The organism is Curtobacterium sp. 8I-2, from assembly GCF_902506155.1.
Taxonomy (GTDB): Bacteria; Actinomycetota; Actinomycetes; order Actinomycetales; family Microbacteriaceae; genus Curtobacterium; species Curtobacterium poinsettiae.
Window position 1 is genome coordinate 192,397 of the sequence record NZ_LR732827.1, and the last position, 26,573, is coordinate 218,969.

At 70.6% G+C, this 26,573-nt stretch carries 24 protein-coding genes; 12 read left to right on the forward strand and 12 right to left on the reverse strand.

Annotation, left to right across the window (positions count from 1 at the left end; all coding sequences use genetic code 11):
- The first annotated feature begins 27 nt into the window (after window positions 1-27).
- On the forward strand, window positions 28-909 hold the full coding sequence (locus BOSE127_RS04660) for a hypothetical protein (RefSeq protein WP_201300430.1): 882 nt from the start codon (window positions 28-30) through the stop codon (window positions 907-909).
- Between the two features lie 151 nt (window positions 910-1,060).
- Here the strand turns inward: BOSE127_RS04660 and BOSE127_RS04665 are convergent, their stop codons facing one another.
- Entirely contained in the window at window positions 1,061-2,029 is a 969-nt protein-coding gene (locus BOSE127_RS04665; protein ID WP_082046796.1) for a beta-ketoacyl-ACP synthase III, read from the reverse strand.
- Between the two features lie 69 nt (window positions 2,030-2,098).
- A complete protein-coding gene (locus BOSE127_RS04670; protein ID WP_042537067.1) occupies window positions 2,099-2,506 on the reverse strand; it encodes a ChaB family protein in 408 nt (135 codons plus the stop codon).
- A 99-nt stretch (window positions 2,507-2,605) separates the two neighbouring features.
- On the opposite strand from BOSE127_RS04670, the gene BOSE127_RS04675 reads away from it, so the two are divergent.
- Window positions 2,606-3,577, forward strand: a complete 972-nt coding sequence (locus BOSE127_RS04675) for an aldo/keto reductase (RefSeq protein WP_159556366.1) — start codon at window positions 2,606-2,608, stop codon at window positions 3,575-3,577.
- 240 nt (window positions 3,578-3,817) lie between these two features.
- On the opposite strand, the gene BOSE127_RS04680 is transcribed toward BOSE127_RS04675, so the two are convergent.
- Window positions 3,818-5,092, reverse strand: coding sequence for an ammonium transporter (locus tag BOSE127_RS04680; RefSeq protein WP_031259265.1), 1,275 nt, complete (start codon window positions 5,090-5,092; stop codon window positions 3,818-3,820).
- Between the two features lie 211 nt (window positions 5,093-5,303).
- Complete coding sequence (gene zapE / locus BOSE127_RS04685; protein ID WP_159556368.1) at window positions 5,304-6,326, reverse strand: cell division protein ZapE; 1,023 nt, start codon at window positions 6,324-6,326, stop codon at window positions 5,304-5,306.
- 139 nt (window positions 6,327-6,465) lie between these two features.
- Between zapE and BOSE127_RS04690 the strand changes: the two genes are divergently transcribed.
- The 4 genes from BOSE127_RS04690 (at window position 6,466) to BOSE127_RS04705 (ending at window position 9,066) form a co-directional block, all read left to right on the forward strand.
- Window positions 6,466-7,377, forward strand: a complete 912-nt coding sequence (locus BOSE127_RS04690) for a sulfurtransferase (RefSeq protein ID WP_159556370.1) — start codon at window positions 6,466-6,468, stop codon at window positions 7,375-7,377.
- Window positions 7,374-7,832, forward strand: a complete 459-nt coding sequence (locus tag BOSE127_RS04695; protein ID WP_056068489.1) for a SufE family protein — start codon at window positions 7,374-7,376, stop codon at window positions 7,830-7,832. The genes BOSE127_RS04690 and BOSE127_RS04695 overlap by 4 nt, the downstream gene beginning before the upstream one ends.
- A gap of 137 nt (window positions 7,833-7,969) precedes the next feature.
- On the forward strand, window positions 7,970-8,344 hold the full coding sequence (locus tag BOSE127_RS04700) for a hypothetical protein (protein WP_159556372.1): 375 nt from the start codon (window positions 7,970-7,972) through the stop codon (window positions 8,342-8,344).
- Window positions 8,341-9,066: a hypothetical protein gene (locus tag BOSE127_RS04705; protein WP_159556374.1), complete on the forward strand. Its 726-nt coding sequence runs from the start codon at window positions 8,341-8,343 to the stop codon at window positions 9,064-9,066. The genes BOSE127_RS04700 and BOSE127_RS04705 overlap by 4 nt, the downstream gene beginning before the upstream one ends.
- A 177-nt stretch (window positions 9,067-9,243) precedes the next feature.
- On the opposite strand, the gene BOSE127_RS04710 is transcribed toward BOSE127_RS04705, so the two are convergent.
- Window positions 9,244-10,467, reverse strand: a complete 1,224-nt coding sequence (locus BOSE127_RS04710) for an alpha/beta fold hydrolase (protein WP_017886109.1) — start codon at window positions 10,465-10,467, stop codon at window positions 9,244-9,246.
- A 23-nt stretch (window positions 10,468-10,490) separates the two neighbouring features.
- Here BOSE127_RS04710 and BOSE127_RS04715 point away from each other — a divergent pair, with 23 nt between their 5' ends.
- The 4 genes from BOSE127_RS04715 to BOSE127_RS04730 all read left to right on the forward strand — a co-directional run bounded on the left by BOSE127_RS04715 (window position 10,491) and on the right by BOSE127_RS04730 (window position 15,929).
- Entirely contained in the window at window positions 10,491-11,072 is a 582-nt protein-coding gene (locus BOSE127_RS04715) for a DUF3000 domain-containing protein (protein ID WP_017886108.1), read from the forward strand.
- Entirely contained in the window at window positions 11,069-12,439 is a 1,371-nt protein-coding gene (locus BOSE127_RS04720; RefSeq protein ID WP_442873451.1) for an HRDC domain-containing protein, read from the forward strand. Before BOSE127_RS04715 ends, BOSE127_RS04720 begins: the two co-directional genes overlap by 4 nt.
- Before the next feature lie 128 nt (window positions 12,440-12,567).
- On the forward strand, window positions 12,568-13,788 hold the full coding sequence (locus tag BOSE127_RS04725) for a thiolase family protein (RefSeq protein ID WP_081612195.1): 1,221 nt from the start codon (window positions 12,568-12,570) through the stop codon (window positions 13,786-13,788).
- A 2-nt stretch (window positions 13,789-13,790) separates the two neighbouring features.
- Complete coding sequence (locus tag BOSE127_RS04730) at window positions 13,791-15,929, forward strand: 3-hydroxyacyl-CoA dehydrogenase NAD-binding domain-containing protein (RefSeq protein WP_159556376.1); 2,139 nt, start codon at window positions 13,791-13,793, stop codon at window positions 15,927-15,929.
- A gap of 129 nt (window positions 15,930-16,058) precedes the next feature.
- Here the strand turns inward: BOSE127_RS04730 and dxs are convergent, their stop codons facing one another.
- The 5 genes from dxs to dut form a co-directional block, all read right to left on the reverse strand.
- Window positions 16,059-17,996: a 1-deoxy-D-xylulose-5-phosphate synthase gene (dxs, locus tag BOSE127_RS04735; RefSeq protein WP_159556378.1), complete on the reverse strand. Its 1,938-nt coding sequence runs from the start codon at window positions 17,994-17,996 to the stop codon at window positions 16,059-16,061.
- A 109-nt stretch (window positions 17,997-18,105) separates the two neighbouring features.
- Window positions 18,106-20,943 (reverse strand): aconitate hydratase, encoded by a 2,838-nt coding sequence (locus BOSE127_RS04740; RefSeq protein WP_159556380.1) that lies wholly within the window; start codon window positions 20,941-20,943, stop codon window positions 18,106-18,108.
- A 128-nt stretch (window positions 20,944-21,071) separates the two neighbouring features.
- Entirely contained in the window at window positions 21,072-21,851 is a 780-nt protein-coding gene (locus tag BOSE127_RS04745) for a DUF3159 domain-containing protein (RefSeq protein WP_017886102.1), read from the reverse strand.
- A 32-nt stretch (window positions 21,852-21,883) separates the two neighbouring features.
- Window positions 21,884-22,606, reverse strand: coding sequence for a DUF3710 domain-containing protein (locus tag BOSE127_RS04750; RefSeq protein WP_017886101.1), 723 nt, complete (start codon window positions 22,604-22,606; stop codon window positions 21,884-21,886).
- On the reverse strand, window positions 22,603-23,094 hold the full coding sequence (gene dut / locus BOSE127_RS04755; RefSeq protein WP_017886100.1) for a dUTP diphosphatase: 492 nt from the start codon (window positions 23,092-23,094) through the stop codon (window positions 22,603-22,605). The genes BOSE127_RS04750 and dut overlap by 4 nt, the downstream gene beginning before the upstream one ends.
- A gap of 63 nt (window positions 23,095-23,157) precedes the next feature.
- Here dut and BOSE127_RS04760 point away from each other — a divergent pair, with 63 nt between their 5' ends.
- On the forward strand, window positions 23,158-23,589 hold the full coding sequence (locus BOSE127_RS04760; protein WP_042537043.1) for a DUF3093 domain-containing protein: 432 nt from the start codon (window positions 23,158-23,160) through the stop codon (window positions 23,587-23,589).
- Window positions 23,590-23,718: 129 nt separating this feature from the next.
- Here BOSE127_RS04760 and BOSE127_RS04765 read toward each other — a convergent pair whose 3' ends face one another.
- Window positions 23,719-24,018 (reverse strand): DUF4193 domain-containing protein, encoded by a 300-nt coding sequence (locus BOSE127_RS04765; RefSeq protein ID WP_017886098.1) that lies wholly within the window; start codon window positions 24,016-24,018, stop codon window positions 23,719-23,721.
- Between the two features lie 297 nt (window positions 24,019-24,315).
- On the opposite strand from BOSE127_RS04765, the gene sepH reads away from it, so the two are divergent.
- Window positions 24,316-25,344: a septation protein SepH gene (gene sepH, locus BOSE127_RS04770; RefSeq protein WP_159556382.1), complete on the forward strand. Its 1,029-nt coding sequence runs from the start codon at window positions 24,316-24,318 to the stop codon at window positions 25,342-25,344.
- A gap of 31 nt (window positions 25,345-25,375) precedes the next feature.
- Here the strand turns inward: sepH and BOSE127_RS04775 are convergent, their stop codons facing one another.
- Window positions 25,376-26,542: an alkaline phosphatase family protein gene (locus tag BOSE127_RS04775; protein ID WP_052481613.1), complete on the reverse strand. Its 1,167-nt coding sequence runs from the start codon at window positions 26,540-26,542 to the stop codon at window positions 25,376-25,378.
- Window positions 26,543-26,573 lie beyond the last annotated feature (31 nt).

Consider the following 26,573-nt stretch of genomic DNA (forward strand, 5'->3'; position numbering starts at 1 on the left):
CCCACATGCCCGGCGTACGGTGAGCGCATGGCCCGCTCCCCGAAGGACCAGGCGATCGTGCCGCTGCCGAACGCCCAGGTCTCCCCCACGTCAGACGACTCCAGAACCCCGCAACCACAACCGCAACAACCCGCAGGATGGGTCAAGTTGCTCGACCGCGCCATCAGTGTGCAGCGGCCGGCGGTCGTGGCGCACGTCAAGGCGATCCGCCGCCGCAAGCCCGATGCCACGCCGGCCGAGGTCATCCAGATCCTCGAGCGGCAGTACCTCACGGCCGTGACGACCGGTGGTGCCGCGGTCGGTGCGAGCGCCGTGATCCCGGGCGTCGGGATGGTTGCCGCGCTCGGACTGAGCGGTGCGGAGACGATCGGGTTCCTCGAGACCACGGCGCTGTTCGCCCAGTCGGTGACCGAGGTGCACGGGATCGCCCTGGACGACCCCGAGCGCGCTCGCACCCTGGTGATGGCGATGATCCTCGGCGCCCCGGGGACGCAGCTGATCAAGCAACTCGGTGGACAGATCGCCGGTGGCCAGGTCCGGACCGCGTTCTGGGGCGAGATGGTGACCTCGTCCCTCCCGAAGCAGATGGTGAACGGCATCGGCGGACAGGTCCGAGACCAGTTCATCAAGCGCTTCGCCATCCGACAGGGCGGGTCGGTGCTCGGTCGGGCCCTGCCGTTCGGCATCGGAGCGGCCGTCGGTGGCCTCGGTAACCACGCGCTGGGTCGCAAGGTCATCCAGGCGTCGCGGACGGGCTTCGGCATGCCGCCGGCGCAGTTCCCGATCGTCCTGACCGTGACCCCCGCGGCCGAGAAGACCCGGCGTGTCCTGCCGTGGAAGCGTGGCGCGGGCAAGGACCAGGACCTCTGGACCGAGCCGGGCAACGACGACCACGGCACGAAACGCTGAACCCCGGCACGACGCGCTCAACCCCGGCACGACGCCCTGAACCCCGGCACGAAGCGCCGGACCAGGGCACCAAGCACTGACACAGGAACGGCCCGGGCAGCGTGCCCGGGCCGTTCCTGCGTCTGTGTCTGTGTCTGTTGCAGGCCGTGTCCTAGAAGGACCGCACGGGCGTCGTCACGACCTGTCCAGCGTGCGCGAACCCGCCCCCGAAGCCGAACAGCAGCGCCGGCACACCCTCGGGCAGGTCACCACGCTCCCACGCCTTCGACAGCCCGAGCGGCACACTCGCCGCCGAGGTGTTCCCGGACTCGACGACGTCGCGGATGACGAACTTGGACTCCCCGCCGAGCGCGGTCACGAGCGGCTCGATGATCCGCAGGTTCGCCTGGTGGAACGCGAACACCTCGATGTCGTCCATCGAGAGCCCCGCGGCTTCGACGACCTTGCGGGCGTGTCCCTCCGCCTCGGTGATGGCCCAGCGGTAGATCGAGCGGCCCTCCTGGTTGAAGCGCCCCGGCGACCCCTCCACGCGGACGGCATCGAGCAGGTGCGGCACGCTCCCCCACGACACCGGCCCGATCTCGGGCGTCTCGGCGACACCGAGCACGGCGGCGCCGGCTCCGTCACCGACGAGCACACAGGTCGACCGGTCGGTCCAGTCGGCGATACCGGACAGCACCTCGGACCCGATCACGAGCGCGACGTCGGCCGAACCGGTCCGGATGGACTGGTCGGCGAGCCCGAGCGCGTACTCGAAGCCACTGCACGCGGTGTTGATGTCGATCGGCGCGGGGCCGTTCGTCATGCCGAGTGCGGCGGCGACCCGGCCGGCCGTGTACGGAGCGCGGTCCTGGTGCGTGGTGGACGCGACGATGACGAGTCCGACGGCCGAGGGCGACACCCCGGCGTCGGCGAGGGCACGGCGGCCGGCCTCGATCGCCATCGACGTGACGGTGTCGTCGGGCCCGGCGATCCGTCGGGTCTGGATGCCGGTGCGGGTGCGGATCCACTCGTCGTTCGTGTCGACCATCGTCGACAGTTCGTCGTTGGTCAGGATGCGTTCGGGCTGGTGGTGTCCGAACCCGAGGATCCGGCTGCCACGGAGTGCTGGGATGTTCACCGTCGGCACGTTACCCCCTCACCCCGAGCCAGCATGCCTGCCGAGGAATGCAGGCCCCGCCTCGCACCGTCACTTCCGCGCGGCGGCGGTCGCACGGTCGTTGGCCTTGCCGATCGCGTCGACCAGCTCGTCCTTGTTCATCTTCGACCGGCCGCGCACGTCGAGCCGCTTCGCGACGTCCATCAGGTGTGCCTTCGAGGCGTTCGCGTCGACACCGCCCTCGGTCTTCCCGGATGAGTCCGAGCCAGCACCACGCGAACCCGCGGCACCGGAGTCGGACGGGCCGGAGGACTCCTTCTCCTCCCAGTGGTCGCCGACCTTCTCGTACTCGTGCTTCACCGCGGCGAACGCGGTGCGGTGCGCGCGCTCGCCCGGTCCGTACGACTCGTTCGCCGAGTCGAGCGCCTTCTCGAAGATCTCCTGCGCGTGCTCCGGGGACCGCTGCAGGGTGCTGGGGATCTCGTCCTTGGCTGGCATGGCTGCTCCTCTCGAGTGGTCCTCCCTGACTACTCCCCACCCCTCGACCGGTACTCCCAGGGCCTGGCGCCACCAGCGCGTCACGAGTAGACCCGTCTCATGGACTACACACACCTCGGACGGACAGGGCTGTCGGTTTCACGAGCAGTGCTCGGCACGATGAACTTCGGCCCGGAGACCAGCGAGGACGACTCGCACGCGATCATGGACCGGGCCCACGAGCTCGGCGTCAACTTCTTCGACACCGCCAACGGGTACGGCGGCTCGGTGGGCAAGGGTGCCACCGAGGAGATCATCGGCCGCTGGTTCGCCGAGGGCGGCGGGCGTCGCGAGAAGACCGTCCTCGCCACGAAGGTCTACGGCGAGATGATCGACTGGCCGAACGGCGGCAAGCTCAGCGCCCTGAACATCCGGCAGTCGCTCGACGCGAGTCTGCAGCGGCTGCAGACCGACCACATCGACCTGTACCAGTTCCACCACGTCGACCGTGCGACGCCGTGGGACGAGATCTGGCAGGCGATCGACGTCGCCGTGCAGCAGGGCAAGGTGCTCTACGTCGGCTCGTCGAACTTCGCCGGCTGGCACATCGCCCAGGCGCAGGAGGCCGCGAAGCGCCGCAACACCTTCGGCCTGGTCAGCGAGCAGTCGATCTACAACCTCGTGGTCCGCGACGTCGAGCGCGAGGTCCTGCCCGCCGCCCGTGCGTACGGCCTCGGCGTGATCCCGTGGTCGCCGCTGCAGGGCGGCCTGCTCGGCGGCGTCATCGAGAAGACGGAGAACGGCTCGCGTCGCCTGTCCGGCCGCAGCGCCGAGTACGTCGATTCGCACCGTGACCAGCTCACCGCGTACGAGTCCTTCGCGAAGGAACTCGGGCACACCCCCGGGGAGCTCGCCCTCGCTTGGCTGCTGCACCAGCCCGGCGTCACCGCGCCGATCACCGGCCCGCGCACGATGGAGCAGTGGGAGTCCGCGGTCCGCGCTGTCGACATCCGCCTCGACCAGCGTGCACTCGACCGGATCGACGAGATCTTCCCGGGGCACACGACCTCGCCGGAGGACTACGCCTGGTGACGGAACCAACGGAACCAACGGATCGCTGACGCGACCATCTGCCTGGAGGCGCGGTGTGAGTCCGACCCGCACCGCGCCTCCGAAGCCGCTTCCGTGCCGACGCGCCAGCGGCGGACCGACCGTGACCGGTGGAGAGCCTCCCGTCCGTGGTCACGTCGAACACGCGACCCAGCGACACGACGACGGGCCCCGCGCTGCTGTGTGCGCGGGGCCCGTCGTCGTACGGGTGGTGCCTGGTGACTAGCGGACGCTGACCGGGCTGTCGTCGGTCTGCTCGTACAGGACGTAGCCCTCCTCGCCGTGGACGGCGGTGTCGATGCCCGCGACCTCGTCCTCGGTCTTGACGCGGAAGCCCATGGTCTTCTCGATGATCCAGCCGATGAGGAAGGCCAGGACGAACGAGTAGGCGCCGACGGCACCGGCTGCGGCCGCCTGCTTGCCGAGCTGCTCGAACGAGCCGGAGTAGATCAGGCCGGTGTCGTTGGCGAAGAACCCGAGGAACAGGGTGCCGAAGATGCCGCCGACCAGGTGCACGCCGACCACGTCGAGCGAGTCGTCGAAGCCCAGGCGGTACTTCCAGTCGATGGCGAAGCAGCAGACGATGCCGGCGAGGAAGCCGAGCAGGATGCCCCAGCCCGGGGTCAGGTTGGCACAGGCCGGGGTGATCGCGACCAGGCCGGTGACGGCACCCGAGGCGGCACCGACAGAGGTGGCCTTGCCGTCCTTGAGCTTCTCGACGAGCAACCAGCCGAGGACCGCGGCTGCGGGAGCGGCGAGCGTGTTGATCCAGGCGAGCGACGCGACGCCGTTCGCGGCACCGGCGGAGCCGGCGTTGAAGCCGAACCAGCCGAACCACAGGATGGCGGCACCGAGCAGGACGAAGGGCGGGTTGTGCGGCTTGTGCGCGCCCTTGGCGAAGCCGACGCGCTTGCCGAGGACGATCGCCAGGGCGAGACCCGCCGCACCGGCGTTGATGTGCACCGCGGTGCCACCGGCGAAGTCGATGACGCCCCACGTGGCGGCCCAACCGGAGGTCAGGTTGAAGACCCACGAGGCGACCGGGAAGTAGACGACCGTGACCCAGATGCCGGCGAAGACCATCCACGCGCCGAACTTGGCGCGGTCGGCGATGGCGCCGGAGATGAGCGCGACGGTGATGATCGCGAAGGTGGCCTGGAAGCCGACGAAGGCGAGGTCGGGGTAGGTGGCGGCGAGCGTGGTGGCCTGGGACTGTTCGAACGCCTGGCCGAGGCCGATCTGGTTCCAGTCGATGCTGAAGAACCCGACGACGCCGCTGACGGCCGTGTGCGGCCCCGTGTTGGCGAAGGCGATCGCGTAGCCGTACAGCACCCAGAGGACGCCGACGAGCGCGATCGCACCGAAGGACATCATCATCATGGAGATGACGGACTTCGCCTTCACCAAACCGCCGTAGAAGAAGGCCAGGCCGGGTGTCATGAACAACACCAGCGCAGCCATGATCATGATGAAGCCTGTCTGGCCCTGATCAAGCATCTGTTCACCTCTCGATTGCACGAGCGGCTCTTGGACCGCCTCGGGTGTCACCGAGTCTGGCGAGGCGAGGTTTCACGAGGGAGCACGAACTGTTTCGCGGATGTAACGCGACCGCGCCGTTTGTAAACGTCGTGTTTCCAGCGGCCCGATGTCCCCTGCGCGAGGGGCAGGAGACCGCCGTGGACAGATCGGTCCGGGCAGGGAGCGACGTTCAGGCGCGGGTGAGCGCCACGACGCGGGACGCCGCGCGCAGGTACTTCTTGCGGTAGCCGCCCTCGAGCATCACGTCGGGGTACACCTGGTCGAGCGGGGTCCCCGAGGCGACGATCCGCACCTGCGCGTCGTACAGCCGGTCCACCAGGGCGACCCAGCGCAGCGCGTCGGTCTGGTCGGTGAACGCCCGGACGTCGGTCAGTCCGACGGCGTCCAGGTCCTCGACCAGCGCGACGTACTTCGACGGGTGCACGGAACCCAGGTGTGCGACCACCGCTGCGAAGTCGTCGAGCGTGACCGCGCCCGTGGGCAGCAACCCGGCGACGTCGTCGACGACGGCAGCGGACTCGTCCACCGCACGTCGGCGGTAGTCGAGGCCGTCGATGCGCATGGTGTCGAAGCGGTCGGACATCGCCTGGATCTCGCGCAGGAAGTCCTGGGCGGCGAAGCGTCCTTCGCCGAGCGCCCCCGGCGGCGTGTTCGACGTCGCGGCGAAGCGGGTGCCCGTCTCGGTCAGTTCCTTGATGAGCCGGGTCATCACCATCGTGTCGCCCGGGTCGTCGAGCTCGAACTCGTCGATGCACACCAGGTCGGTGCCGCGGAGCAGGTCGACCGTCCCCTGGAACCCCAGTGCCCCGACGAGCGCGGTGTACTCGATGAAGGTGCCGAAGGTCTTCCGCCCGGTGGCCGCGTGGTACGCCGCCGCGAGCAGGTGGGTCTTGCCGACACCGAAGCCGCCGTCCAGGTAGACCCCGGACTTGGCCGCCGGTTCCGCCGACTGCTTGCGCCTCCCGAACAGCCCGCGCCGTGGGGCCTCGGCGGGCCCTGCGGCCACGAAGGCGGCGACGGCATCGCGGACCGAGGCCTGCGAGGCGTAGTCCGGGTCCGGCCGGTACGAGTCGAACGACGCGTCCGTGAACTGCGGCGGGGGCACGAGCGACGCGGCCATCTGCTGCGGGGTCACCCGGGGATCACGGTCGACGAGGTGAGCGGGCAATCGGGGGACCCTTCCGGGAAACATGTCGTTGGGTGTCACGTTGCGTCAGGGGCACGGTACGTCCGCGTACCGTTGCCCACAGGCACCGACGCCCGATCCTAGTCCGGCGCCAGCAGCACGCTCCCCAGCACCACGCTCCCCCGCACCCCTGGAGGTACCCCCGATGACCGCACCGGTCGACCCGTCCGAGCAGTTCGCCGCCTACGCGCACCCGGAGCGCCTCGTCTCCACCGAGTGGCTGCAGGAGCAACTGGACGCCGGTGCCGGCGCGCCCGACCTGGTGGTCGTCGAGTCCGACGAGGACGTCCTGCTCTACGAGACCGGACACATCCCAGGCGCTGTGAAGGTCGACTGGCACACCGACCTCAACGACCCGGTGCAGCGCGACTACATCGACGGCGCCGCGTTCGCCGAGCTCCTCGGCGGCAAGGGCATCGGCCGCGACACCACCGTCGTGATCTACGGCGACAAGAACAACTGGTGGGCCGCGTACGCCCTCTGGGTGTTCACCCTGTTCGGCCACCAGGACGTGCGCCTGCTCGACGGCGGCCGCGCCAAGTGGATCGCCGAGGACCGTGCACTGACCACCGAGGAGACCCCCGTGACTCCCGTCGACTACCCCGTCGTCGAGCGCCACGACGAGCCCGTCCGTGCCTTCAAGGACGACGTCCTCGCGCACCTCGGCAAGCCGCTCATCGACGTCCGGAGCGCCCCGGAGTACAGCGGGGAGCGCACGACCGCGCCCGACTACCCGGAAGAGGGCGCGCTGCGCGGCGGGCACGTCCCGACCGCGGTGAACATCCCCTGGGCCACGGCGGCGGCGCCCGACGGCACCTTCCGGTCGCGCGCTGAACTCGACGCGATCTACCGCGAGGGCGCCGGCATCGGTGACGCCGACCAGGTCATCGCGTACTGCCGCATCGGTGAGCGTTCGAGCCACACCTGGTTCGTCCTGCAGCACCTGCTCGGCTACGCCGACGTCCGCAACTACGACGGTTCGTGGACCGAGTGGGGCAGCGCCGTCCGCGTCCCCATCGTGCAGGGATCCGAGCCGGGTACTGTTCCGAACCGATGAACGCCAGCACCGACGCCACACTCCCCGCCACCCTCGCCGAGATCCGCGACGACTTCCTCGCCCTGGGCCAGAAGGACCGCCTGCAGCTCCTCCTCGAGTTCTCGAACGAGCTGCCGGCGCTGCCCGAGCGCCTGCAGGGGCACGAGGACGAACTCGAACGCGTCGAGGAGTGCCAGTCCCCCGTCTTCATCACCGTGACGGTGGGCGAGGACGGCGACGACCCGGACGTCGTCCGGATGCACGCCACCGCACCGCGCGAGGCGCCGACCACCCGCGGCTTCGCCTCGATCCTGGCGCAGGGCCTGTCCGGCCTGACCGTCGAGCAGGTGCTCGCCGTCCCGACGGACTACCCGTTGACCATCGGCCTGTCCGAGGCGGTCAGCCCGCTGCGGATCCGCGGCATGGTGGGCATGCTCGGTCGCGTCCAGCGGCAGGTGCAGGCTGCGGTCGCGTAGACGCGACCCACTGACGGACGGGAGGCCCGTGGCGACACCGCCACGGGCCTCCCGTCCGTCGATTCGGCCAGTTCTCTGGCATCGCACTCGCTGACCGTGACAGGCTTCGGGTCAGCACCACAGGGGGGAGATCGACGATGAACACGCTCGACTGCATCGGCGTCGGACCAGCCGTCACGATCCGGTCCTCGAGCGGTGCGACGCTGCGGTTCGAGGACGAGTTCGCCCCTGCCGACTCCGATGGTGAGCACGCCTTCATCGAACCGGGCGGCAGACCGTTGTTCCTCGGAGTGCTCGCGCTGCACACGGAGGTCGTCGCCGACCGGAACGTCTCCGGCGCACGGATCACCACCCGGTTCGTCCCGCGTGCGTTGCTCGGAGGCTGGCCGAACCGCCGAGGCCCGTCCTGGCACTCCAGCGAACCAGGGCGTGCACGGGTCGACATCGACGTCCTGCCCGACGGCGACGTGCAGTACCGACACGGCCCGTCGTCCGCGGGTGTGCGACGGTGACGGGCACGCCCTCGGACGTCTCGGTCCCGCATCTCCGAGCGCTCACCAACGAGTCGACGGTGGAGCTGCCGGAGCGTGTCGTCGAGGTCCTCGCCGCAGTCGGGTCGGACGCGCAGGTGTTCGTCTCCGACGTGTCCGCGCGCTCGTTCGCGGGGGTCGTCCGGCGGACCTCCTCGAAGCAGTCGCCGAACCTCGTGCCGTTCATCGAGCCCCTCGAAGCCCTCGGCGACGAGCTCGTCCTCATCTGTCAGGTCGATCACGGCGATGAACTCGTGACGGTCGTGCTGCGTGCGACGGACCGAACGCTCGTGGCGGCCACGGCGATCGACCGGTCCGTCGGACTCGTGCACATCACCGTCCAGGAACTGTGCTCGCGCCTCCGCGCATCAGACGCCCCGGGGGCGGAACTGGCACTCGAGGTGGCATCGCAGTGTCCGTCCGAGGAACGGCTGCGGATCTTCGAGCAGGGCGCGCTGGCGACGGCACGGACCTTCCTGACGAAGTACACGATGGCAGCCGAGCGTGGCTTCGACGTCCGCGGGCTCGACGGGTTCGCACGTGCGCTCGCGCCGCTCGGCGACGCGCAGCCGGGGTTCTGCACCGTGCAGGCTGACACCGCGATTGCGATCACCGCGTTCACACCCGGCAGGACCGACGTCCTCGCTGCCGTCCGCGTGGGCGGCCTCTCGCCACGGACCGGGACCACAGAGGAGACCGGATGACCACGACGGTGCCGGGACAGAACGATTGCCGCGCCACCCGCCCGGTGAGCAGAAGAGGTCGTGTGCGCGTCGGCGACCCGGCCGTTCCTGCTCACGAAGCGACCGAACGGGCGCAACGACGGACGGGAGGCGCGGTACCAGCTGGCACCGCGCCTCCCGTCCGTCGTTCGGTCGTCTCTACCGCGCGCTGGCCGCGCCGCGCCGCTGGACCACCTCGGTGAGCCACGCGAGGATCCGGGCGTCGAACCAGTCGGCGTCGTGGTTCCAGAGCTTCGTGTGCCGGGCCGTGGTCTGGATCTCGAGCCGGACCAGGTCGGGCCGCGCGCGGGCCAGGTCGTGCGAGGCCGAGGACGGCACGAAGCCGTCGTCGTCGCTGTGCAGCAGCAGGATCGGCACCGTGAGTTCGTCGGCACGGGTGACCATGTCGAGCTCGCGCAGGTCCACTGGCCGCTGCAGTCCGGCCAACCGGTAGAGCACGGGCGTGCGGAGCAGGCGCTGTGCGACCTTGCGGACCGGCCGCGGCAGGCGCAGGAGCTGGCTCTGCGACTTCAGGACGGCGTGCCAGTCGACCACGGGTGACTCGAGCACGACCCCGTCGACCAGCCCGGCGAACCGCGAGCGGAGCAGGGTCTGCAACACGACGGCGCCACCCATCGACCAGCCCATCAGCACGACGCTCTGGGCGTCCTGCGCGGTGAGCCAGCGGAGCACGGAGTCGACGTCCTCCCACTCGGTGCTGCCGAGGCCGTAGCGACCGTCGACGCTGGGCGGGGCGACGCCGTCGTTCCGCCACGAGGCGAGGACGACCGAGTAGCCGGCGGCGCGGAAGACCGGGACGGCGCGGATGGTCTCGGCGCGGGTGACACCACGGCCGTGCACCAGCACGGCCCACGGGGCGTCCGGATCGTCGGCGCGGACGACCCATGCCGGGGCAGGGCCGTTCGGGGTGGGGATGTCGACGTCCTCGACGGGCACGTCGAGTTCGCCGGGTGTCAGGTAGAACCAGCCGCCCCAGCGACCGCGACGGGCGGCGGTCGGGTCGCCGGCGTCGATGGCGATGATGCGGCGTGTGACGGTGGTGTCGGTCGTGCCGAGCACTTCGCCGACGCGCATGTGTCCGGTGCCGCCGCCGAACCAGAGCGAGTAGCGGCCCTGCAGTTCCGTGTCCGCGGTGCGCTCGATCGTGACGGTCTTCCGGACCGGGTCGACGGCGTGGATCGGCACGCGCTCGTTGCGCTTGCGGTCAGGCGTGACGACGGCGCGGGCGACGGCGGCGACGAAGCCACCGATGACGGCCGTCCCCACCGCTGCTGCTGCCAGACCGGCGCCGAGTGCGATGAACCCGGCCGATCGAGCGGTCTCCTGGACGACGTCCTCGGCGGGTCGCGCGGATCGGGACATGGCCCGGAGCCTAGTCTGCATGTGTGTCCGAAACCCGAGAGCCCGACGCCTTCGCGCGGCTCCGCGCGTTCGTGTCCGGCGGCAGCGGCCGTGCCGAGACCACCGTCACCGAGATCCCCTCGCCGACCCGGATCGCACCGTTCTCGATCGCCCTGGCGGCGGACGTGTCCGGCACCGCGCACGGGGTCGAGTCGGACCTGGGCACCGGGCGCTTCATCGCCCTGTACGACCCGGAAGAACCCGAGGGCTGGGGTGGCGCGTTCCGCGTCGTCTCGTTCGCCCAGGCGCCGCTCGAACCGGAGATCGGCGTCGACGAGTTCGTCGCGGACGTGACGTGGAGCTGGCTCGTCGACGCGCTCGAGTCGCACGGTGCGACGTACGACCACGCCTCGGGCACGGCCACCAAGATCATCTCGCGCGGGTACGGCGACCTCGCCGCACAGGGCGACGGCGCCCAGCTGGAACTCCGCGCGTCGTGGACACCACGCGGCGACGACCTCACCGCACACGTCCGGGCCTGGCAGGACATCGTCGCCATGCTCGCCGGTCTGCCTCCCGCATCGGACGGCGTGACCCTGCTGGCCCCGAGGAGGCTCGCCAAGTGACCGATCCCGCTCCCCAGGACGCCGCCAGCCCCGCTGCCGGCTCGGCTGCTCCGGCTGCCGCTGCCGGTTCGACTGCTCCGGCTGCCGCTGCCGGTTCGACTGCTCCGGCCGCCGCTGCCGGCTCGGCTGCTCCGGCCGCCGCTGCCGGCCCCGCCTTCGAGGCGTCGCACGACGCCGTCAAGGTCATCGACACGCACGACGAGTACCTCGACGCGGTCGCCGCCATCGCCGCCGGGCACGGCCCCGTCGCGGTCGACGCCGAACGCGCCAGCGGCTACCGCTACTCGCAGCGCGCGTACCTGATCCAGGTGTTCCGCCGTGGTGCCGGTGCGTTCCTGTTCGACCCGATCCCGATCGGCGACTTCTCCGCCCTGCAGGCCGCCATCGTCGACGAGGAGTGGCTGTTCCACGCCGCCTCGCAGGACCTGCCGTGCCTGCAGGAGGTCGGCCTCGTCCCGACCCGCATCTTCGACACCGAACTCGGCGCCCGCATCGCCGGCTTCCCCCGTGTCGGCCTCGGTGCCGTCGTCGAGCAGTTGCTCGGCATCACCCTGGCGAAGGCGCACTCGGCCGCCGACTGGTCCACCCGTCCCCTGCCCCAGTCGTGGCTCGTCTACGCATCGCTCGACGTCGAGCTGTTGCCCGATCTGCGAGACGCCCTCGCCGAGAAGCTCGACGAGGCCGGCAAGTCCCGCATCGCGGCCGAGGAGTTCGACGCGGTGCTGCACCGTGCACCGAAGCCGGCCCGCGCCGAGCCGTGGCGTCGGTTGTCGGGCATGCACGCGCTCCGTGGTGCCCGCGCCCTGGCGATCGCCCGGTCGCTGTGGCTCGCCCGTGACGAGTACGCCCGACAGGCGGACATCGCCCCGGGCCGCACCATCCCCGACGCCGCGATCGTCGCCGCTGCGGCCGCCGCACCCGAGTCGCGCGCCGAGCTGGGGGCGCTGAAGGCCTTCACGGGCCGCGCCAGCCGTTCCGAGCTCGACCGCTGGTGGGCCGCCGTCGACGAGGGCCGCACCACCGAGGACCTCCCCCGCCTGCGTGGTGCCGGCGAGGCGACGCTCCCGCCGCCGCGCGCCTGGGCCGACCGCAACCCCGCGGCCGACCGCCGGTACAAGGCCGCGCGCGCCGCGGTGACGAAGCGTGCCGAGGAGCTCGACATCCCGCTCGAGAACCTGCTCACGCCGGAGACACTCCGGCTCGTGTCGTGGGCACCGCCGTCGCCGGTGTCGACCGAACTGGTCGGAGCCGCCCTCGCCGAGCACGATGCGCGCCCGTGGCAGGTCGAGGAACTCTCGTCGATCATCGCGTCGGCCTTTGTCGTTGCTGCACAGCGGCCCGCCGCGACGGACGACGACGAGTCGTAGGAACTGCCCAACCGGCATGCGGCCGCCCAGGGTGGGGGCATAGCGTCGGCAGGGTCGCCGGGCGAGGCCCGGCCAGGCCGGAGCGACCTGCGTTCCGGCCCGATCGAAGAGGATCTGGGAGGCCCGGATTGCCAAAGGCATCAGACGTCGTGTTCGTGGACGGCGTTCGCACACCGTTCGGACGAGCCGGCGAGAAGGGGGTGTTCTGGAAGACGCGGTCCGACGACCTCGCGGTGCACGCGATGCGCGGACTGCTCGACCGGAACGACTCCCTCGACACCGCAGCGGTGGACGACGTCGCCGTCGCCGCGACCACGCAGCAGGGTGACCAGGGCCTGACGCTCGGGCGCACGGTCGGCATGCTCGCAGGCCTGCCGAAGTCGGTGCCCGGCTACGCGATCGACCGCATGTGCGCTGGCGCCATGACGAGTGTCACGACACTCGCGGGTGCCATCGCCTTCGGTGCCGCCGACGTCGCGATCGCCGGTGGGGTCGAGCACATGGGCCGCCACCCGATGGGCTTCAACGCCGACCCCAACCCGCGTTTCGTCGCGGAGCGCATGGTGTCGAGCGACGCCCTCGTCATGGGCGCCACCGCCGAGCGCCTGCACGACCGCTTCCCCGCGATCACGAAGGACCGCACGGACGCCTACGCCGTCCAGTCCCAGCAGCGCTACGCCGCCGCCTGGGCGAACGGCAAGCTGCAGCCCGACGTCATCCCGGTCGAGGTCAACAAGGGCGACGGCTGGGACGTCATCAGCACCGACGAGCCGCCCCGGCCGGGTACCACCCTGGAGGCGCTGGCCGCCTTGAAGACGCCGTTCCGGCCCCACGGACGGGTCACCGCCGGCAACGCAGCCGGACTCAACGACGGCGCGACCATGAGCCTGCTCGCGTCCGAGGACGGTGCGAAGCAGCACGGCCTGTCGACGAAGATGCGCATGGTGTCGTTCGCCTTCGCCGGCGTCGAGCCCGAGGTCATGGGCGTCGGCCCGGTCCCCGCCACCGACAAGGCACTGTCGAAGGCCGGACTGTCGATCGACGACATCGGCCTGTTCGAGATCAACGAGGCGTTCGCCGTCCAGGTGCTCGCCTTCCTCGACAACTACGGCATCGCCCAGGACTCCCCGAACGTGAACGCGTGGGGCGGCGCCATCGCCGTCGGCCACCCGCTCGCGTCGAGCGGTGTCCGACTCATGAACCAGCTCGCGGCGCAGTTCGCCGAGCGACCGGACGTCAAGTACGGCATCACCACGATGTGCATCGGGCTCGGCCAGGGCGGCACCGTCATCTGGGAGAACCCGAACCACAGCAAGTCGGCCGAGCGTTCCGCTCGGAAGGGGGCGTGACCATGACCATCGTCGACAACGACCGACTGGCCGAACTCAGCGAGGACGAGGTCGTCACCCACTCGTTCGTGAAGCACGTGACCATGCCCTCGGGCGGCACGCTGGCACTCATCACGCTCGACAACGGCAAGGACTACAAGCGGCCGAACACCCTCGGACCCCGCACGCTCCGTGAACTGTCCGGGGTGCTCGACACCCTGCGGACCGAGGCCGCCGCCGGCACGATCCAGGGCGTCGCGATCACCGGCAAGGAGTACTGCTTCGCGGCGGGGGCCGACCTGTCCCAGGCCGCAGCGGTCCCGTCGCGCGAGGCCGCGCACGACCTCGCCGCCCTCGGGCACGCCACGCTCCGCAAGTTCGCCGACCTCGGAGTGCCGTCGTTCGCGTTCGTGAACACCCTGGCGCTCGGGGGCGGGCTCGAGATCGCCCTGCACTGCACGTACCGGGCCTTCTCGTCCGCCGCGCAGGGCATCGGCCTGCCCGAGGTGTTCCTCGGCATCATCCCCGGCTGGGGTGGCGCGACACTGCTCCCCCGCCTGATCGGCCCGGAGCGCGCGCTCCGCGTCATCGTCGAGAACCCGCTCAAGAACAACCGCCTGATGGACGGTCCGGCCGCGGTCGAGATCGGCATCGGCGACGTCCTGGTGCCGTCCGTCACGTTCCTGCCCTCGTCCGTTGCCTGGGCCGATCGTGTCATCACCGGCGCGACCAAGGTCGTGCGGAAGAACGAGCCGGGCATGCTCGAGAAGGCGGCATGGGGCACCGTCGTCAAGGTCGCGCGTGGCCAGGTGGCGTCGAAGATCGGCACCGTGCCGAAGTCGCCGTTCCGAGCACTCGACCTGGTGGCCGCCGCCAAGTCGGGCTCGCTCGACGAACGGTTCGCCGACGAGGACGACGCCCTCGCCGACCTGCTGTCCGGCGACCAGTTCGCCGCGTCGATGTACGCCTTCGACCTCGTGCAGAAGCGCGCGAAGAAGCCCGTCGGCGCTCCGGAAGGTGTCGAACCGAAGAAGATCACCAAGGTCGGTGTCCTCGGCGCCGGGCTGATGGCCTCCCAGTTCGCACTGCTCTTCGCCCGCCGTCTCGGGGTCCCCGTGGTCATCACCGACGTCGACCAGTCCCGTGTGGACGTCGGTGTCGAGCGGATCCGCGGCGAGGTCACGAAGCTGCTCGACAAGGGCCGGATCTCCCCCGACGACGCCAACCGCATCACCGCACTCGTCCGCGGGTCGGTGTCGTACGACGCCTTCGCCGACGCCGACTGGGTGATCGAGGCCGTCTTCGAGGAGATGACCGTCAAACAAGAGGTCTTCCGGAAGATCGAGCAGGTCATCGCCCCGGACGCCATCCTCGCCACGAACACGTCGTCGCTCTCCGTCGACGAGATGGCGTCGGTCCTGACGAACCCGGAGCGGCTCGTCGGCTTCCACTTCTTCAACCCGGTCGCGGTCATGCCGCTGCTCGAGGTGGTGCGCGCGGCGAAGACCTCGGACGAGGCCCTCGTCACCGCTCTCGCCGTCGCGAAGACCCTGAAGAAGACCGCGGTCATCACCGCGGACCAGCCCGGCTTCGTCGTCAACCGGGTGCTCGCCCGGGTGCTCGGCGAGGCGATGCGCGGCGTCGAGGAAGGCACCTCGTTCGACACCGTCGCCCAGGGTGCCGCACCGCTCGGCCTGCCGATGTCGCCGTTCGAGCTGCTCGAGCTCGTCGGGCTGCCGGTCGGTGCGCACGTGCTCGACTCGCACCACGCCGCCTGGCCGGAGCGCTTCTACCCCGGCGACGGCCTGAAGAAGATCGCTGAGCACGGGACGATCCTGACCCGCGACAAGAAGGGCAACGCGACCGGGTACGACCCCGCCGCCGTGAAGCTCGTCGCACCGTCCAAGAAGGACGCGAAGCCCGTCGACGCCGCCGAGATGCAGCGCCGGTTCGAGGACGCCCTGGCCGACGAGCTGCACCGCATGCTCGAGGACAAGGTCGTCGAGCACGTCGAGGAGATCGACCTCGGGCTCATCCTCGGCGCTGGCTACCCGTTCCAGGCCGGTGGGATCAGCCCGTACCTGGATCGCTCCGGTGCCTCCGAGCGTGTCTTCGGCGGCACGTTCCACGAGCCCCGGATCGTCGGCCCCGCTTCCCGCTAGGCCCAGTACGCAAAACACCGGTGTTCGCGCACCGAACACCCGCAAACCGCGGAGTGGAGCGCGAACACCGGTGTTTTGCTGACCGGACCCGGACCGGACCCGGACCCGGACCGGACCCGGGCCGAGCGGTCAGCGGTCGGACGCGGCGGACTCGCGAGAGCGCGCGGGCTTCGCCTGCGGCAGCTTCGTCCCGACGACCTGGTCGATGACGTCGCGGGCGATGGCCTGCGCCGTCAGCCCCGCGTCGGCGAGGATCTGCGACCGGGTCGCGTGGTCGATGAACGCGTCGGGCAGCCCGAGCTCGTTCACCCCGGTGTCGACCCCGGCGGCGCGCAGGTCCTGCCGCAGCCGAGTCCCGACGCCGCCGACGCGCACGCCGTCCTCGATCGTGATGACGAGCCGGTGTGAGCGCGACAGTTCGATGAGCGAACCCGGGATCGGGACCACCCATCGCGGGTCCACGACGGTGACGCCGATGCCCTGCGCCTCGAGCAGCGCCGCGGCCTCGAGTGCCACCGGCACCATGGACCCGACGGCGACGAAGAGGACGTCCTCGACGTCGTCCGCGGCGGCGTGCAGCACGTCCACACCGTCGGGGAGACGACGGACCGCGGGGATGTCCGGCCCGACCTGCCCCTTCGACCACCGCAGCACGGTGGGGGCATCGTCGACGGCGATCGCCTCGCGGAACTCCTCACGCAGTGTCGCGGCGTCGCGTGGTGCGGCGATCCGGATCCCCGGCACGACCTGCAGCAGTGCGAGGTCCCACATGCCGTGGTGCGACGGGCCGTCCGGACCGGTGATGCCGGCACGGTCGAGCACGAACGTCACGCCGGCCCTGTGCAGGGCGACGTCCATCAGCACCTGGTCGAACGCCCGGTTCAGGAACGTCGCGTAGAGCGCCACGACCGGGTGGAGTCCCCCGTACGCCAGGCCCGCGGCGGTCGTCACGGCGTGCTGCTCGGCGATGCCGACGTCGTACACGCGGTCGGGGTGCTGCTCCTGGAACAGGTGCAGCCCGGTCGGCCGGAGCATCGCCGCCGTGATCGCGACGATCCGAGGGTCCGAGGCGCCGGCCTCGGCCAGGGAGGACGCGAACACCGAGGTCCACGAGGGGCCCGACGCGGCGTCGAGCGACTCGCCCGTCTCCGGGTCGATGTGGCCGACGGCGTGGAACTGGTCGGCCTGGTCGCGCAGGGCGGGCTCGAAGCCGTGGCCCTTCTCCGTGATGACGTGCACGATCACGGGAGCGCCGTACTCCTTGGCCTGCCGGAGCGCAGCCTCCATCGCCTGCTGGTCGTGCCCGTTCACCGGGCCGATGTACTTGATGTCGAGGTTCGAGTACAGCGCCTCGTTGTTCGTCAGTCGCGACAGGAAGCCGTGCAGGCCCCCGCGCATGCCGCGGTACACCGCACGACCCGGAGCACCGAACCGCGCCGCCACGGCCTGCGTGCTCTCGTACAGGGCCCGGTACTCGCGGCGGGTGCGCACGGAACTCAGGAACCGCGCCATGCCACCGATGGTCGGGGCGTACGAGCGGCCGTTGTCGTTGACGACGATGACCAGGCGCCGGTCGTTGTCGTCGGAGATGTTGTTGAGCGCCTCCCACGTCATCCCACCGGTGAGCGCGCCGTCCCCCACCACCGCGACGACGGTGCGGTCGGTCTGGCCGGTCTGCCCGAACGCGCGGGAGATGCCGTCCGCCCACGACAACGACGACGACGCGTGCGAGGACTCGACGATGTCGTGCTCGGACTCGCTGCGCTGCGGGTAGCCGGCGATGCCACCGCGTTCGCGCAGCTTGGAGAAGTCCTGCCGCCCGGTGACGAGCTTGTGCACGTACGACTGGTGCCCGGTGTCGAAGACGAAGGGGTCGTTCGGCGAGTCGAACACGCGGTGCATCGCGAGCGTCAGCTCGACGACACCCAGGTTCGGCCCGAGGTGCCCACCCGTCTTCGCGACCTCGGCGACCAGGAAGCGTCGGATCTCGGCGGCGAGGTCGGTCATCTGCGCGTCGGAGAGACGCTTCAGGTCGCGCGGCGACGTGATGCTGCTGAGCAGGCTCACGAGCGCTCCTTTCGTGGGGCTGTCGGCCCACTCTATGCGCGTAGGGACAGAACAGACTGGAGGCGCGGTGCCAGCTGGCACCGCGCCTCCAGGCAGTATCTGGGTCGCGTCAGACGAGCGAGCGGAGCACGTACTGCAGGATGCCGCCGTTGCGGTAGTAGTCGGCCTCACCGGGGGTGTCGATGCGGACGACCGCGTCGAACTCCACCGGCTGCTTGCCGGCGGGCGAGTGCTCGCTCGGCGTCGCGGTGACGTGCACGGTCTTCGGGGTGCGGCCCTCGTTCAGCTCGGTCAGCCCGGAGATCGACACGACCTCGGTGCCGTCGAGGCCGAGGGACTCGACCGTCTCGCCCGCCGGGAACTGCAGCGGGACGACGCCCATGCCGATGAGGTTCGAGCGGTGGATCCGCTCGAAGCTCTCGGTGATGACCGCACGGACACCGAGCAGGTTCGTGCCCTTCGCCGCCCAGTCACGGGACGAACCGGAGCCGTACTCCTTGCCGCCGAAGATGACGAGCGGGATGCCCTGCTCCTGGTAGTGCTCCGAGGCGTCGTAGATGAACGACTGCTCGCCGTCCGGCGTCGTGAAGTCACGGGTGTACCCGCCCTCGACGCCGTCCAGCAGCTGGTTGCGCAGACGGATGTTCGCGAACGTGCCGCGGATCATGACCTCGTGGTTGCCGCGACGCGAGCCGTAGGAGTTGAAGTCCTTGCGGTCGACGCCGTGCTCGGCGAGGTACTGACCGGCGGGGCTGTCGGCCTTGATCGAACCGGCCGGCGAGATGTGGTCGGTCGTGACCGAGTCGCCGAGCTTCGCGAGCACGCGGGCACCGGAGATGTCCGCCACCGCGTCGGGCTGCATCGTCATGCCCTCGAAGTACGGGGGCTTCCGGACGTAGGTCGACTCCTGGTCCCACTCGAAGGTGTCGCCCGTCGGGGTCGGCAGGTTCTTCCAGCGGTCGTCGCCCTCGAACACGGAGCCGTACTCGTGGGTGAACATCTCGGTGTCGATCGAGGTGTCGATGACCTGCTGCACCTCAGCCGCGTCGGGCCAGATGTCGGTCAGGTAGACGTCGTTGCCGTCCTGGTCGGTGCCCAGTGCGTCCTCGTCGAAGTCGAAGTGCATCGACCCGGCGAGGGCGTACGCGATGACCAGCGGCGGGGACGCCAGGTAGTTCATCTTCACGTCGGGGTTGATGCGGCCCTCGAAGTTGCGGTTGCCCGAGAGCACCGCGGTGACGGCGAGGTCGTTGTCCTGCACGGCCTGCGAGATCTCCTCGGGCAGGGGGCCGGAGTTGCCGATGCAGGTCGTGCAGCCGTAGCCGACCGTGTAGAAGCCGAGCTGCTCGAGGTAGGTGGTGAGACCGGCCTTCTCGTAGTAGTCGGTGACGACCTTCGACCCCGGCGCGAGGGTGGTCTTCACCCAGGGCTTCGCGGTGAGGCCCTTCTGCGCGGCGTTCCGGGCGAGGATGCCAGCGGCCATCATGACCGACGGGTTCGACGTGTTCGTGCACGACGTGATCGCGGCGATCGCCACGGCACCGTGGTCGATCGTGAACGTGTCGCCGTCGGCGATGGCGACCGAGGTCGGCTTCGAGACGGTGCCGGGCGCGCTCGAAGCGTGCACGGGGACCTCGGACCCGGGGGCGTCCTGCAGGTCGTCCACGGCGTGCTCGTCACCGGGGGCCGCGGCCACCGGGTCGGACGCCGGGAACGTGTCGGCGACGGCCTTGTCCTCTTCGCTGTGGTCGATGCTCGCGTAGTTGGCGAGGTCGACCTCGAACTGGTCCTTGGCCTTCGACAGCTCGATGCGGTCCTGCGGACGCTTCGGGCCCGAGATGGAGGGCACGACCGTGGACAGGTCGAGCTCCATGTACTCGGAGTAGTTGGGCTCGACCGAGGCGTCGTGCCACAGGCCCTGGGCCTTGGAGTACGCCTCGACCAGGGCGATCTGTGCCTCGTCGCGACCGGTCAGGCGCAGGTAGTCGAGCGTGACGTCGTCGACCGGGAAGATCGCCGCGGTGGAACCGAACTCGGGCGACATGTTGCCGATGGTGGCGCGGTTGGCGAGCGGGACGGCGCTGACGCCCTCGCCGTAGAACTCGACGAACTTGCCGACGACGCCGTGCTTGCGGAGCTCCTGCGTGATGGTGAGCACCACGTCGGTCGCGGTCACGCCGGCCGGGATCTCGCCGGAGAGCTTGAAGCCGACGACCTTCGGGATGAGCATCGACACGGGCTGGCCGAGCATCGCGGCCTCGGCCTCGATGCCGCCGACACCCCAGCCGAGCACGCCGAGGCCGTTCACCATCGTGGTGTGCGAGTCGGTGCCGACCAGGGTGTCCGGGTACGCGTAGGTCTCACCGTCGAAGTCACGCGTGTAGGTGACCTTCGCCAGGTACTCGATGTTCACCTGGTGCACGATGCCGGTGCCGGGCGGGACGACCTTGAAGTCCTCGAACGCGGTCTGGCCCCAACGGAGGAACTGGTAGCGCTCACCGTTCCGCTCGTACTCCAGGTCGGTGTTGCGCTGCAGGGCGTCCGTGCTGCCGAACAGGTCGGCGATGACGGAGTGGTCGATGACCATCTCGGCCGGCGACAGCGGGTTGATCTTGTTCGGGTCGCCGCCGATGTCCGCCATGGCCTCGCGCATGGTGGCGAGGTCGACGATGCACGGCACACCCGTGAAGTCCTGCATGACGACGCGCGCCGGCGAGAACTGGATCTCGGTGTCGGGTTCCGCGTCGGGACGCCAGGAGCCGAGCGCCCGGATCTGCCCCTCGGTGACGTTCTTGCCGTCCTCGGTGCGGAGGAGGTTCTCGAGCAGCACCTTCAGGCTGTAGGGCAACTTCTCGTGCCCGGGAACCGAGTCGATCCGGTGGATCGCGTAGTCGACACCCCCAACCGACAGTGTGTCCTTCGAGCCGAAGCTATTGACTGCAGCCACCGTGCCGCCTCCCTACTGATCGGTTTGCCCTCATCCTCGCGGGCCGTGGACCGTCCCACCAGCAAGGCAAACCTAATCCCGCGGACACGTGCGCGCCCGGCAGGAACTATCTTGATGTCGAGAGAACTCTACACCGCGGCGACGTCGTCGCGCCGGACGAACACGGTGCGGACCAGCAGCCACGTCACCCAGAGCACCGCCGCGTACAGCGGCACGCCGAGGATGAGCTTCAGCCCGGCGAGCAGTTCGACCTGCGCTGTCAGGTAGAGCGGGACCTCCACCGCGAGCCGGACGGCGAACAGGCCGACCCAGATCCAGGTGGCGACCGTCAGGACCCGCCGCTTGACCGGGTCGGCACGCCAGTCGACGTGCGAGCCGTCCTCGTTCGCGGGCAGCAGGAAGCCGACGACGAGCCCGATGAGCGGCCAGCGGATCGCCAGCGTGATCAGCAGCCCGACGAGCCAGACCGCGTTGATGATGATGCCGGGGATGAAGTTGCTCTCCGCGCGGCCGGTGATGAGCGCGAGGCCGGCCGAGACCGCGACGCCGAGGATGCCCGCGAACGACATCGTCACCGACTGCCGCTGCACCAGCCGGAGCACCACGAACACCAGGCCGACGACCACGGGGATCACGACGCTGGGCACGAGCTCCTTCGTGATCGCGTAGACGACCAGGAACGCGAACCCGGGCAGCACCGACTCGGCGAGCCCACGAACCCCGCCGACCGCGCCCAGCAGGGCCCGACCGGACGGTGCCTCGCCGGGCGCGACGCGGGCGATGCCGGCGTTCTGCACCGCGTCACGGAACTGCGCGGAGAACGACGGCGCCACCGACGACTCAGCTGCCGGTGCAGCGGGGTCGGGGCCAGCCGTCTCGGGTCGTGGGGTGTCGTCGTGGTCCGGCACCGTGCCTCCAGGCGGGGTTGCTCGTCAGGCCGTCAGATCGCGGTCTGCGTCGACTTGGGCATGTGCAGCGGGATGAGGTCGCGCGGCGGCATCGGCGTCGTGCCGCGCACGACGACGACGCTGCGGAACAACTCCTCGATCTCGCTCGCGTCGTCGGGCTGCTCGGCGGCCTTGCCGGCGATCACGCCGCGCAGGAACCAGCGCGGGCCGTCGACGCCGACGAAGCGGGCCGGACGGGAACCGGCGGTGCCGCCGTCACCATCCACGGCGACCGGCACGGACGCCCGGAGCTCGGGGCCGAACGGGCCGTCGACCTCGGTCACGACACCGCCCTGGCGCTCGATCTGCTCGGCGATCTGGGCGCGGATCTCGTGCCACAGGCCGGTGGACCGGGGCGCGGCGAACGGCTGGACCTGCAGCGTGGAGTCGTCGTAGTCGAGCCCGACCGCGACGACGCGCTGCGAGCCCTCCTCGACCTCGAGGCGCAGGTGCAGGCCCTCACGCGGGAGCACCTTCACCCCGCCCAGGTCGACGTAGGGGCGGACCAGGTTCGCCTCGGTCTCGTCGTGGGGGCCGTTCTCGGCCCGGTCGTCCGGAGCGGACTTGTCCGTCGGGGCGACCGCGTCGACCTCGTCGTGGTCCGCGTCTGCATCGGTCGCGATGTCGACCTCGGGGGACGTGTCCGCGACCTCGATGTCGTCGGCGACGGCGTCCGCCACCTCGACCTCGTCCTGCTTGCGTCGGCCGAACTTCATGCGCGCGTCCCTTCCTGAGCGTCTGCGGCGGCACCGTGCACGGCGCCGCTCCGGTCACCGTAGCCCGACGAGCCGAACCCGCCCTGTCCGCGGACGCTGTCCGGCAGCTCGTCGACCCGGGTGTAGGTCACCTGCGGCACCGGCATCACGATCAACTGGGCGATGCGGTCGCCCACGTGGACCTCGTACGGTTCCGTCTGGTCCGTGTTGAGCAGCGCGACCTTGATCTCGCCGCGGTAGCCGGAGTCGACGGTGCCGGGGCTGTTCACGATCGTGATGCCGTGCTTCGCCGCCAGGCCGCTGCGCGGGACCACGAACGCGGCGTACCCCTCGGGCAGCGCGATCCGCAGTCCGGTGGCGGCCAGGTGTCGCTCGCCCGGCTGCAGCACGAAGGCCTCGGTGGAGACGAGATCGGCACCCGCGTCGCCGGGGTGGGCGTGGCCGGGAGCGTGCTCCCCGGTCCAGAGGACGTCGACTGGTTCGGTCACGTGACGAGGGTAGTGCAGCCGTGACCGTTCCGTGACCTCGTCCGCTCGTGATCGAATGGACCCGTGACCCTGTACCGCGAACGACTCTGGGCCCCGCCCGCCCTGTACCTGGCGACGGCGCTCGTGATCCCCGCCACCCTGCTCGTCTTCCTCCCCATCAGCGTCCTGGCCGGCGTCCTCGTGGCGATCGGGATGGAGCTCGGGGTCCTCGTGCTCCTGTGGGTACTCGCACCCACCATCGAGGTCACCGACACCGAGTTCCGCGCGGGCAGGGCACACCTCCCCCGGACGCTCGTGGGCACGACCGAGGCGTTCGAGGGCACGGCGGCCACCGAGCAGCGCGGCCCGGCACTCGACGCCCGCGCCTGGACCCTCTTCCGCGGCTACGTGCGGGGGGTCGTCAAGGTCGAGGTGCGCGACGACGCCGACCCGACGCCCTACTGGCTGGTCAGCGTCCGCCACCCGGGCAAGGTCGTCGAGGCGCTGCGGTCCTGACGGACCACGGGCAACGGCCCTGGAGGCGCGGCTCGGCCCCGCCTCGCAGCCCACGACGAAGGCCCCGCATCCCATCGGGACGCGGGGCCTTCGCTGATCGTTGCGTCGAGGACGACGCGGCTGTGCTCGCTAGAGCGACGCGCACTCCGCGCAGACCGGTCCGAGCTTCGACTCGTGGTCGAGCTGGGAACGGTGCTTCACGAGGAAGCACTCGACGCAGGTGAACTCATCGACCTGCGGGGGCAGCACCACGACGTCGAGGTCGACGTCGCTGAGGTCCTGCCCGGCGAGTTCGAAGCTGCCGGGGTTGTCGGAATCATCGTCGACGACCCCCGACATCTTGTCGGGAACGCGCTCCTTGAGGGCCTCGATCGACTCTGAGTCAGAGTTGTCGTCGGTCTTCCGGGGGGCGTCGTAATCGGTGGCCATGCCCATCCATTCTCGTATCGAGAGGTCGTCGCCGGGTGATCGGCGGCGACAGTTTGCACCACGCCCCGCCGATGCGCAAACCGAGTGCTGCGGCGGGTCGTGCTGGCTGTGCAACCGGTGACCCGAACCGGACATTCCCGACACCCGTTGCCGGGCTCCGGCGCGCTCTCGGATCGGCCTGCGGATGTGCGCGGCACGCCCGTGCGCCTCCCCGGAAACCGTCCGTCCTCCCTGCATACTCACGGGGTACGACAGCAGGACCGTACGCGACGCTGGGAAGGCGGAACCATGCAAGACGTGAGAGTCATCGGAGTCGAGTCCGGCGCACTCCTCCTGGCGACCGACGGCGGCACCGAGTTCCGGTTGCCCGTCTCGTCGTCGCTGGCGGGTCAGGTGCGCCAGGCGAACCCCGACGCCGGTCCGCAGAAGCGGGTCTCCCCCAAGGACGTCCAGGCACGGATCCGCGGTGGCGCCGACGCCGCCGACGTGGCTGCCGCGCTCGACGTCGACGTCGAGTACGTCCGTCGCTTCGAGGGCCCGGTCCTGGCGGAGCGCGCCTTCATCCTCGACGCCTCGCACCGCGTCCCGGTCACCCCGGTCGACGACGAGGCCCCCGACACCTTCGGCCCCGCGATCACCGCGAAGCTCGAGGCCGGCGAGGCCACCGCGATCACCTGGGGCTCCTGGAAGCACCCGGAGAGCGGCTGGCAGGTCCGCGTCCGCTACACCGCGGGCGAGGTCGAGCACGACGCCCAGTGGCGTTTCGACCCGAAGACCTCGACCCTCGCGCCCGACAACGGTGACGCCCACCGGCTGTCGCACACCGACGACGAGGGCATCGCCCCGCGCCTGCGTGCGGTCGAGTTCGAGCAGCAGGACGACGACGGCACCCGCTTCGACTCCGGAGCCTTCCGCGTCGACGAGCCGGAGCAGCCGGCCGCCGAGCCCGAACCGTCCCAGCACGCACCGCTCCGTGCGCCGCTGCCCCGCATCGGCCAGGCCACCGTGGAAGAGCGTGCTCCCGGCAACGAGACCGCCGACCTGCTCGAGGCGCTGCGCCGTCGCCGTGGTGAGCGTGAGGCCGCGTCCTTCGGCGAACAGCGTGACGAGCCCGCCCGCGGGACCTCGATCAGCGTCGTCGACATCCCGCTGCAGGGCTTCGAGGACGGCGGCGCGAACGACACCGCACCGCAGTCGACCGACGGCCGTCCGGCCTCGGCGCCGGAGCCCGAGAGCCGTGGCGAACGCAAGAAGCGCAGCCGCCGCTCGATGCCGAGCTGGGACGAGATCGTCTTCGGCACCCGCCCGGACGACGACCCCGCCTGATCCGGACCACCGCGCGGCCGCGCTGACGCCCCTAGTGGGCGAAGGCACCGGCGAGCCGGAGCGGGACGATCGTCTCCTCGTCGGTCATCGCGCCGTGCTGGCCGATCATGCGCTTCGGTGTCTCGTCCTCGCGCAGGGCTCGGTCGTCGTTGAACGCCCACGAGCCTCGCGCCACGACGAGCACGTCACCGATGCGCGGCACCACCTCGTCGGACACCTGCCCGAACCACCCGGCCTCGATCGCCTCGGCACGGCTGGCGACGGACGCCTTCTTGCCGTAGCGCGCGCGGAACGCACCGACGAGGGCGCGGACGTCGGTGCCCGGTGCGACCGTGAGCTGTCGGCAGCGCGGGTCTCCTGCGACACCGACGACGTCGGTGAGCAGCAGCGGGTCGATCGCGATGTTCGCGTGGTCCGGCACGTCGAGCACACCGTGGTCCGCCGTCACCAGGACGCCCACGTCGTCGGCGCTGCGGGCGTCGAGCCGGGCGAGTTCCCCGTCGAGCAACTCGAGCGCGGCCGTCCACCGGTCGGACTGCCAGCCGGACTTGTGGCCGATCGAGTCGAGCTCCGGCACGTACAGGTAGACGAGCGACCGACCGGAGTCGGTCTCGGCCAGGGCGGCGTCGACCCGCTGGGCGATCGAGTCCGCCGAGACGTACCGCGCACCGCCGAGTACGTTCGCGGTCATCCCGGACGATCGGTACCGGTCCGGCCCGACGACGACCGGGTCGAGTCCGAGCTCAGCCGCCCGGGTGAACAGCGTCTGCGTCAGGAACCAGTCGGCGGGCACCTCGGTGTCCCAGCCTCCGAGCAGGTTCATCACGGCACCGGTGTCCGGGTTCCAGCCGCTGTAGCCGATCACCCCGTGGGTGCCGGGCGATCGGCCCGTCGTGAGCGTGCTCAGTGCGGCCGCGGTCGTGGTCGGGAACCCGCTCCGCAGCTTCTTCGCGGTGCCGGTGCCCTTCGCGCCGGTCAGCCAGCGGGCGTGCCCGGCGCGCGCGGACAGCGCGGCGGACCCGAGGCCGTCGACCAGCACGACGATCGCCGAGCGGGCGGGGCGGAGGGTGATCCGGGCCTCCAGGCCGTTGCCACGCAACCACGCATCGTCCGCAGCACCGAGCGCGACGAGGCAACTCGGGAAGACGTCGGCGAGGTTCGCGACGCCGTCGGGGGCCGTCGGTACGCTTGTTCCCATTCCACGAGTCTTCCAGACGACTCTGGTCTTC

Excerpts from the sequence above, each read along its gene's own strand:
- BOSE127_RS04775 (WP_052481613.1), bottom strand. The coding sequence starts at position 26,542 with ATGGGAACAAGCGTACCGACGGCCCCCGACGGCGTCGCGAACCTCGCC.
- BOSE127_RS04750 (WP_017886101.1), bottom strand. The coding sequence starts at position 22,606 with ATGAAGTTCGGCCGACGCAAGCAGGACGAGGTCGAGGTGGCGGACGCC.
- BOSE127_RS04680 (WP_031259265.1), bottom strand. The coding sequence starts at position 5,092 with ATGCTTGATCAGGGCCAGACAGGCTTCATCATGATCATGGCTGCGCTG.
- BOSE127_RS04700 (WP_159556372.1), top strand. The coding sequence starts at position 7,970 with ATGAACACGCTCGACTGCATCGGCGTCGGACCAGCCGTCACGATCCGG.
- BOSE127_RS04670 (WP_042537067.1), bottom strand. The coding sequence starts at position 2,506 with ATGCCAGCCAAGGACGAGATCCCCAGCACCCTGCAGCGGTCCCCGGAG.
- BOSE127_RS04765 (WP_017886098.1), bottom strand. The coding sequence starts at position 24,018 with ATGGCCACCGATTACGACGCCCCCCGGAAGACCGACGACAACTCTGAC.
- BOSE127_RS04660 (WP_201300430.1), top strand. The coding sequence starts at position 28 with ATGGCCCGCTCCCCGAAGGACCAGGCGATCGTGCCGCTGCCGAACGCC.
- BOSE127_RS04675 (WP_159556366.1), top strand. The coding sequence starts at position 2,606 with ATGGACTACACACACCTCGGACGGACAGGGCTGTCGGTTTCACGAGCA.
- BOSE127_RS04730 (WP_159556376.1), top strand. The coding sequence starts at position 13,791 with ATGACCATCGTCGACAACGACCGACTGGCCGAACTCAGCGAGGACGAG.
- zapE (WP_159556368.1), bottom strand. The coding sequence starts at position 6,326 with ATGTTTCCCGGAAGGGTCCCCCGATTGCCCGCTCACCTCGTCGACCGT.
- BOSE127_RS04710 (WP_017886109.1), bottom strand. The coding sequence starts at position 10,467 with ATGTCCCGATCCGCGCGACCCGCCGAGGACGTCGTCCAGGAGACCGCT.
- BOSE127_RS04695 (WP_056068489.1), top strand. The coding sequence starts at position 7,374 with ATGAACGCCAGCACCGACGCCACACTCCCCGCCACCCTCGCCGAGATC.
- BOSE127_RS04690 (WP_159556370.1), top strand. The coding sequence starts at position 6,466 with ATGACCGCACCGGTCGACCCGTCCGAGCAGTTCGCCGCCTACGCGCAC.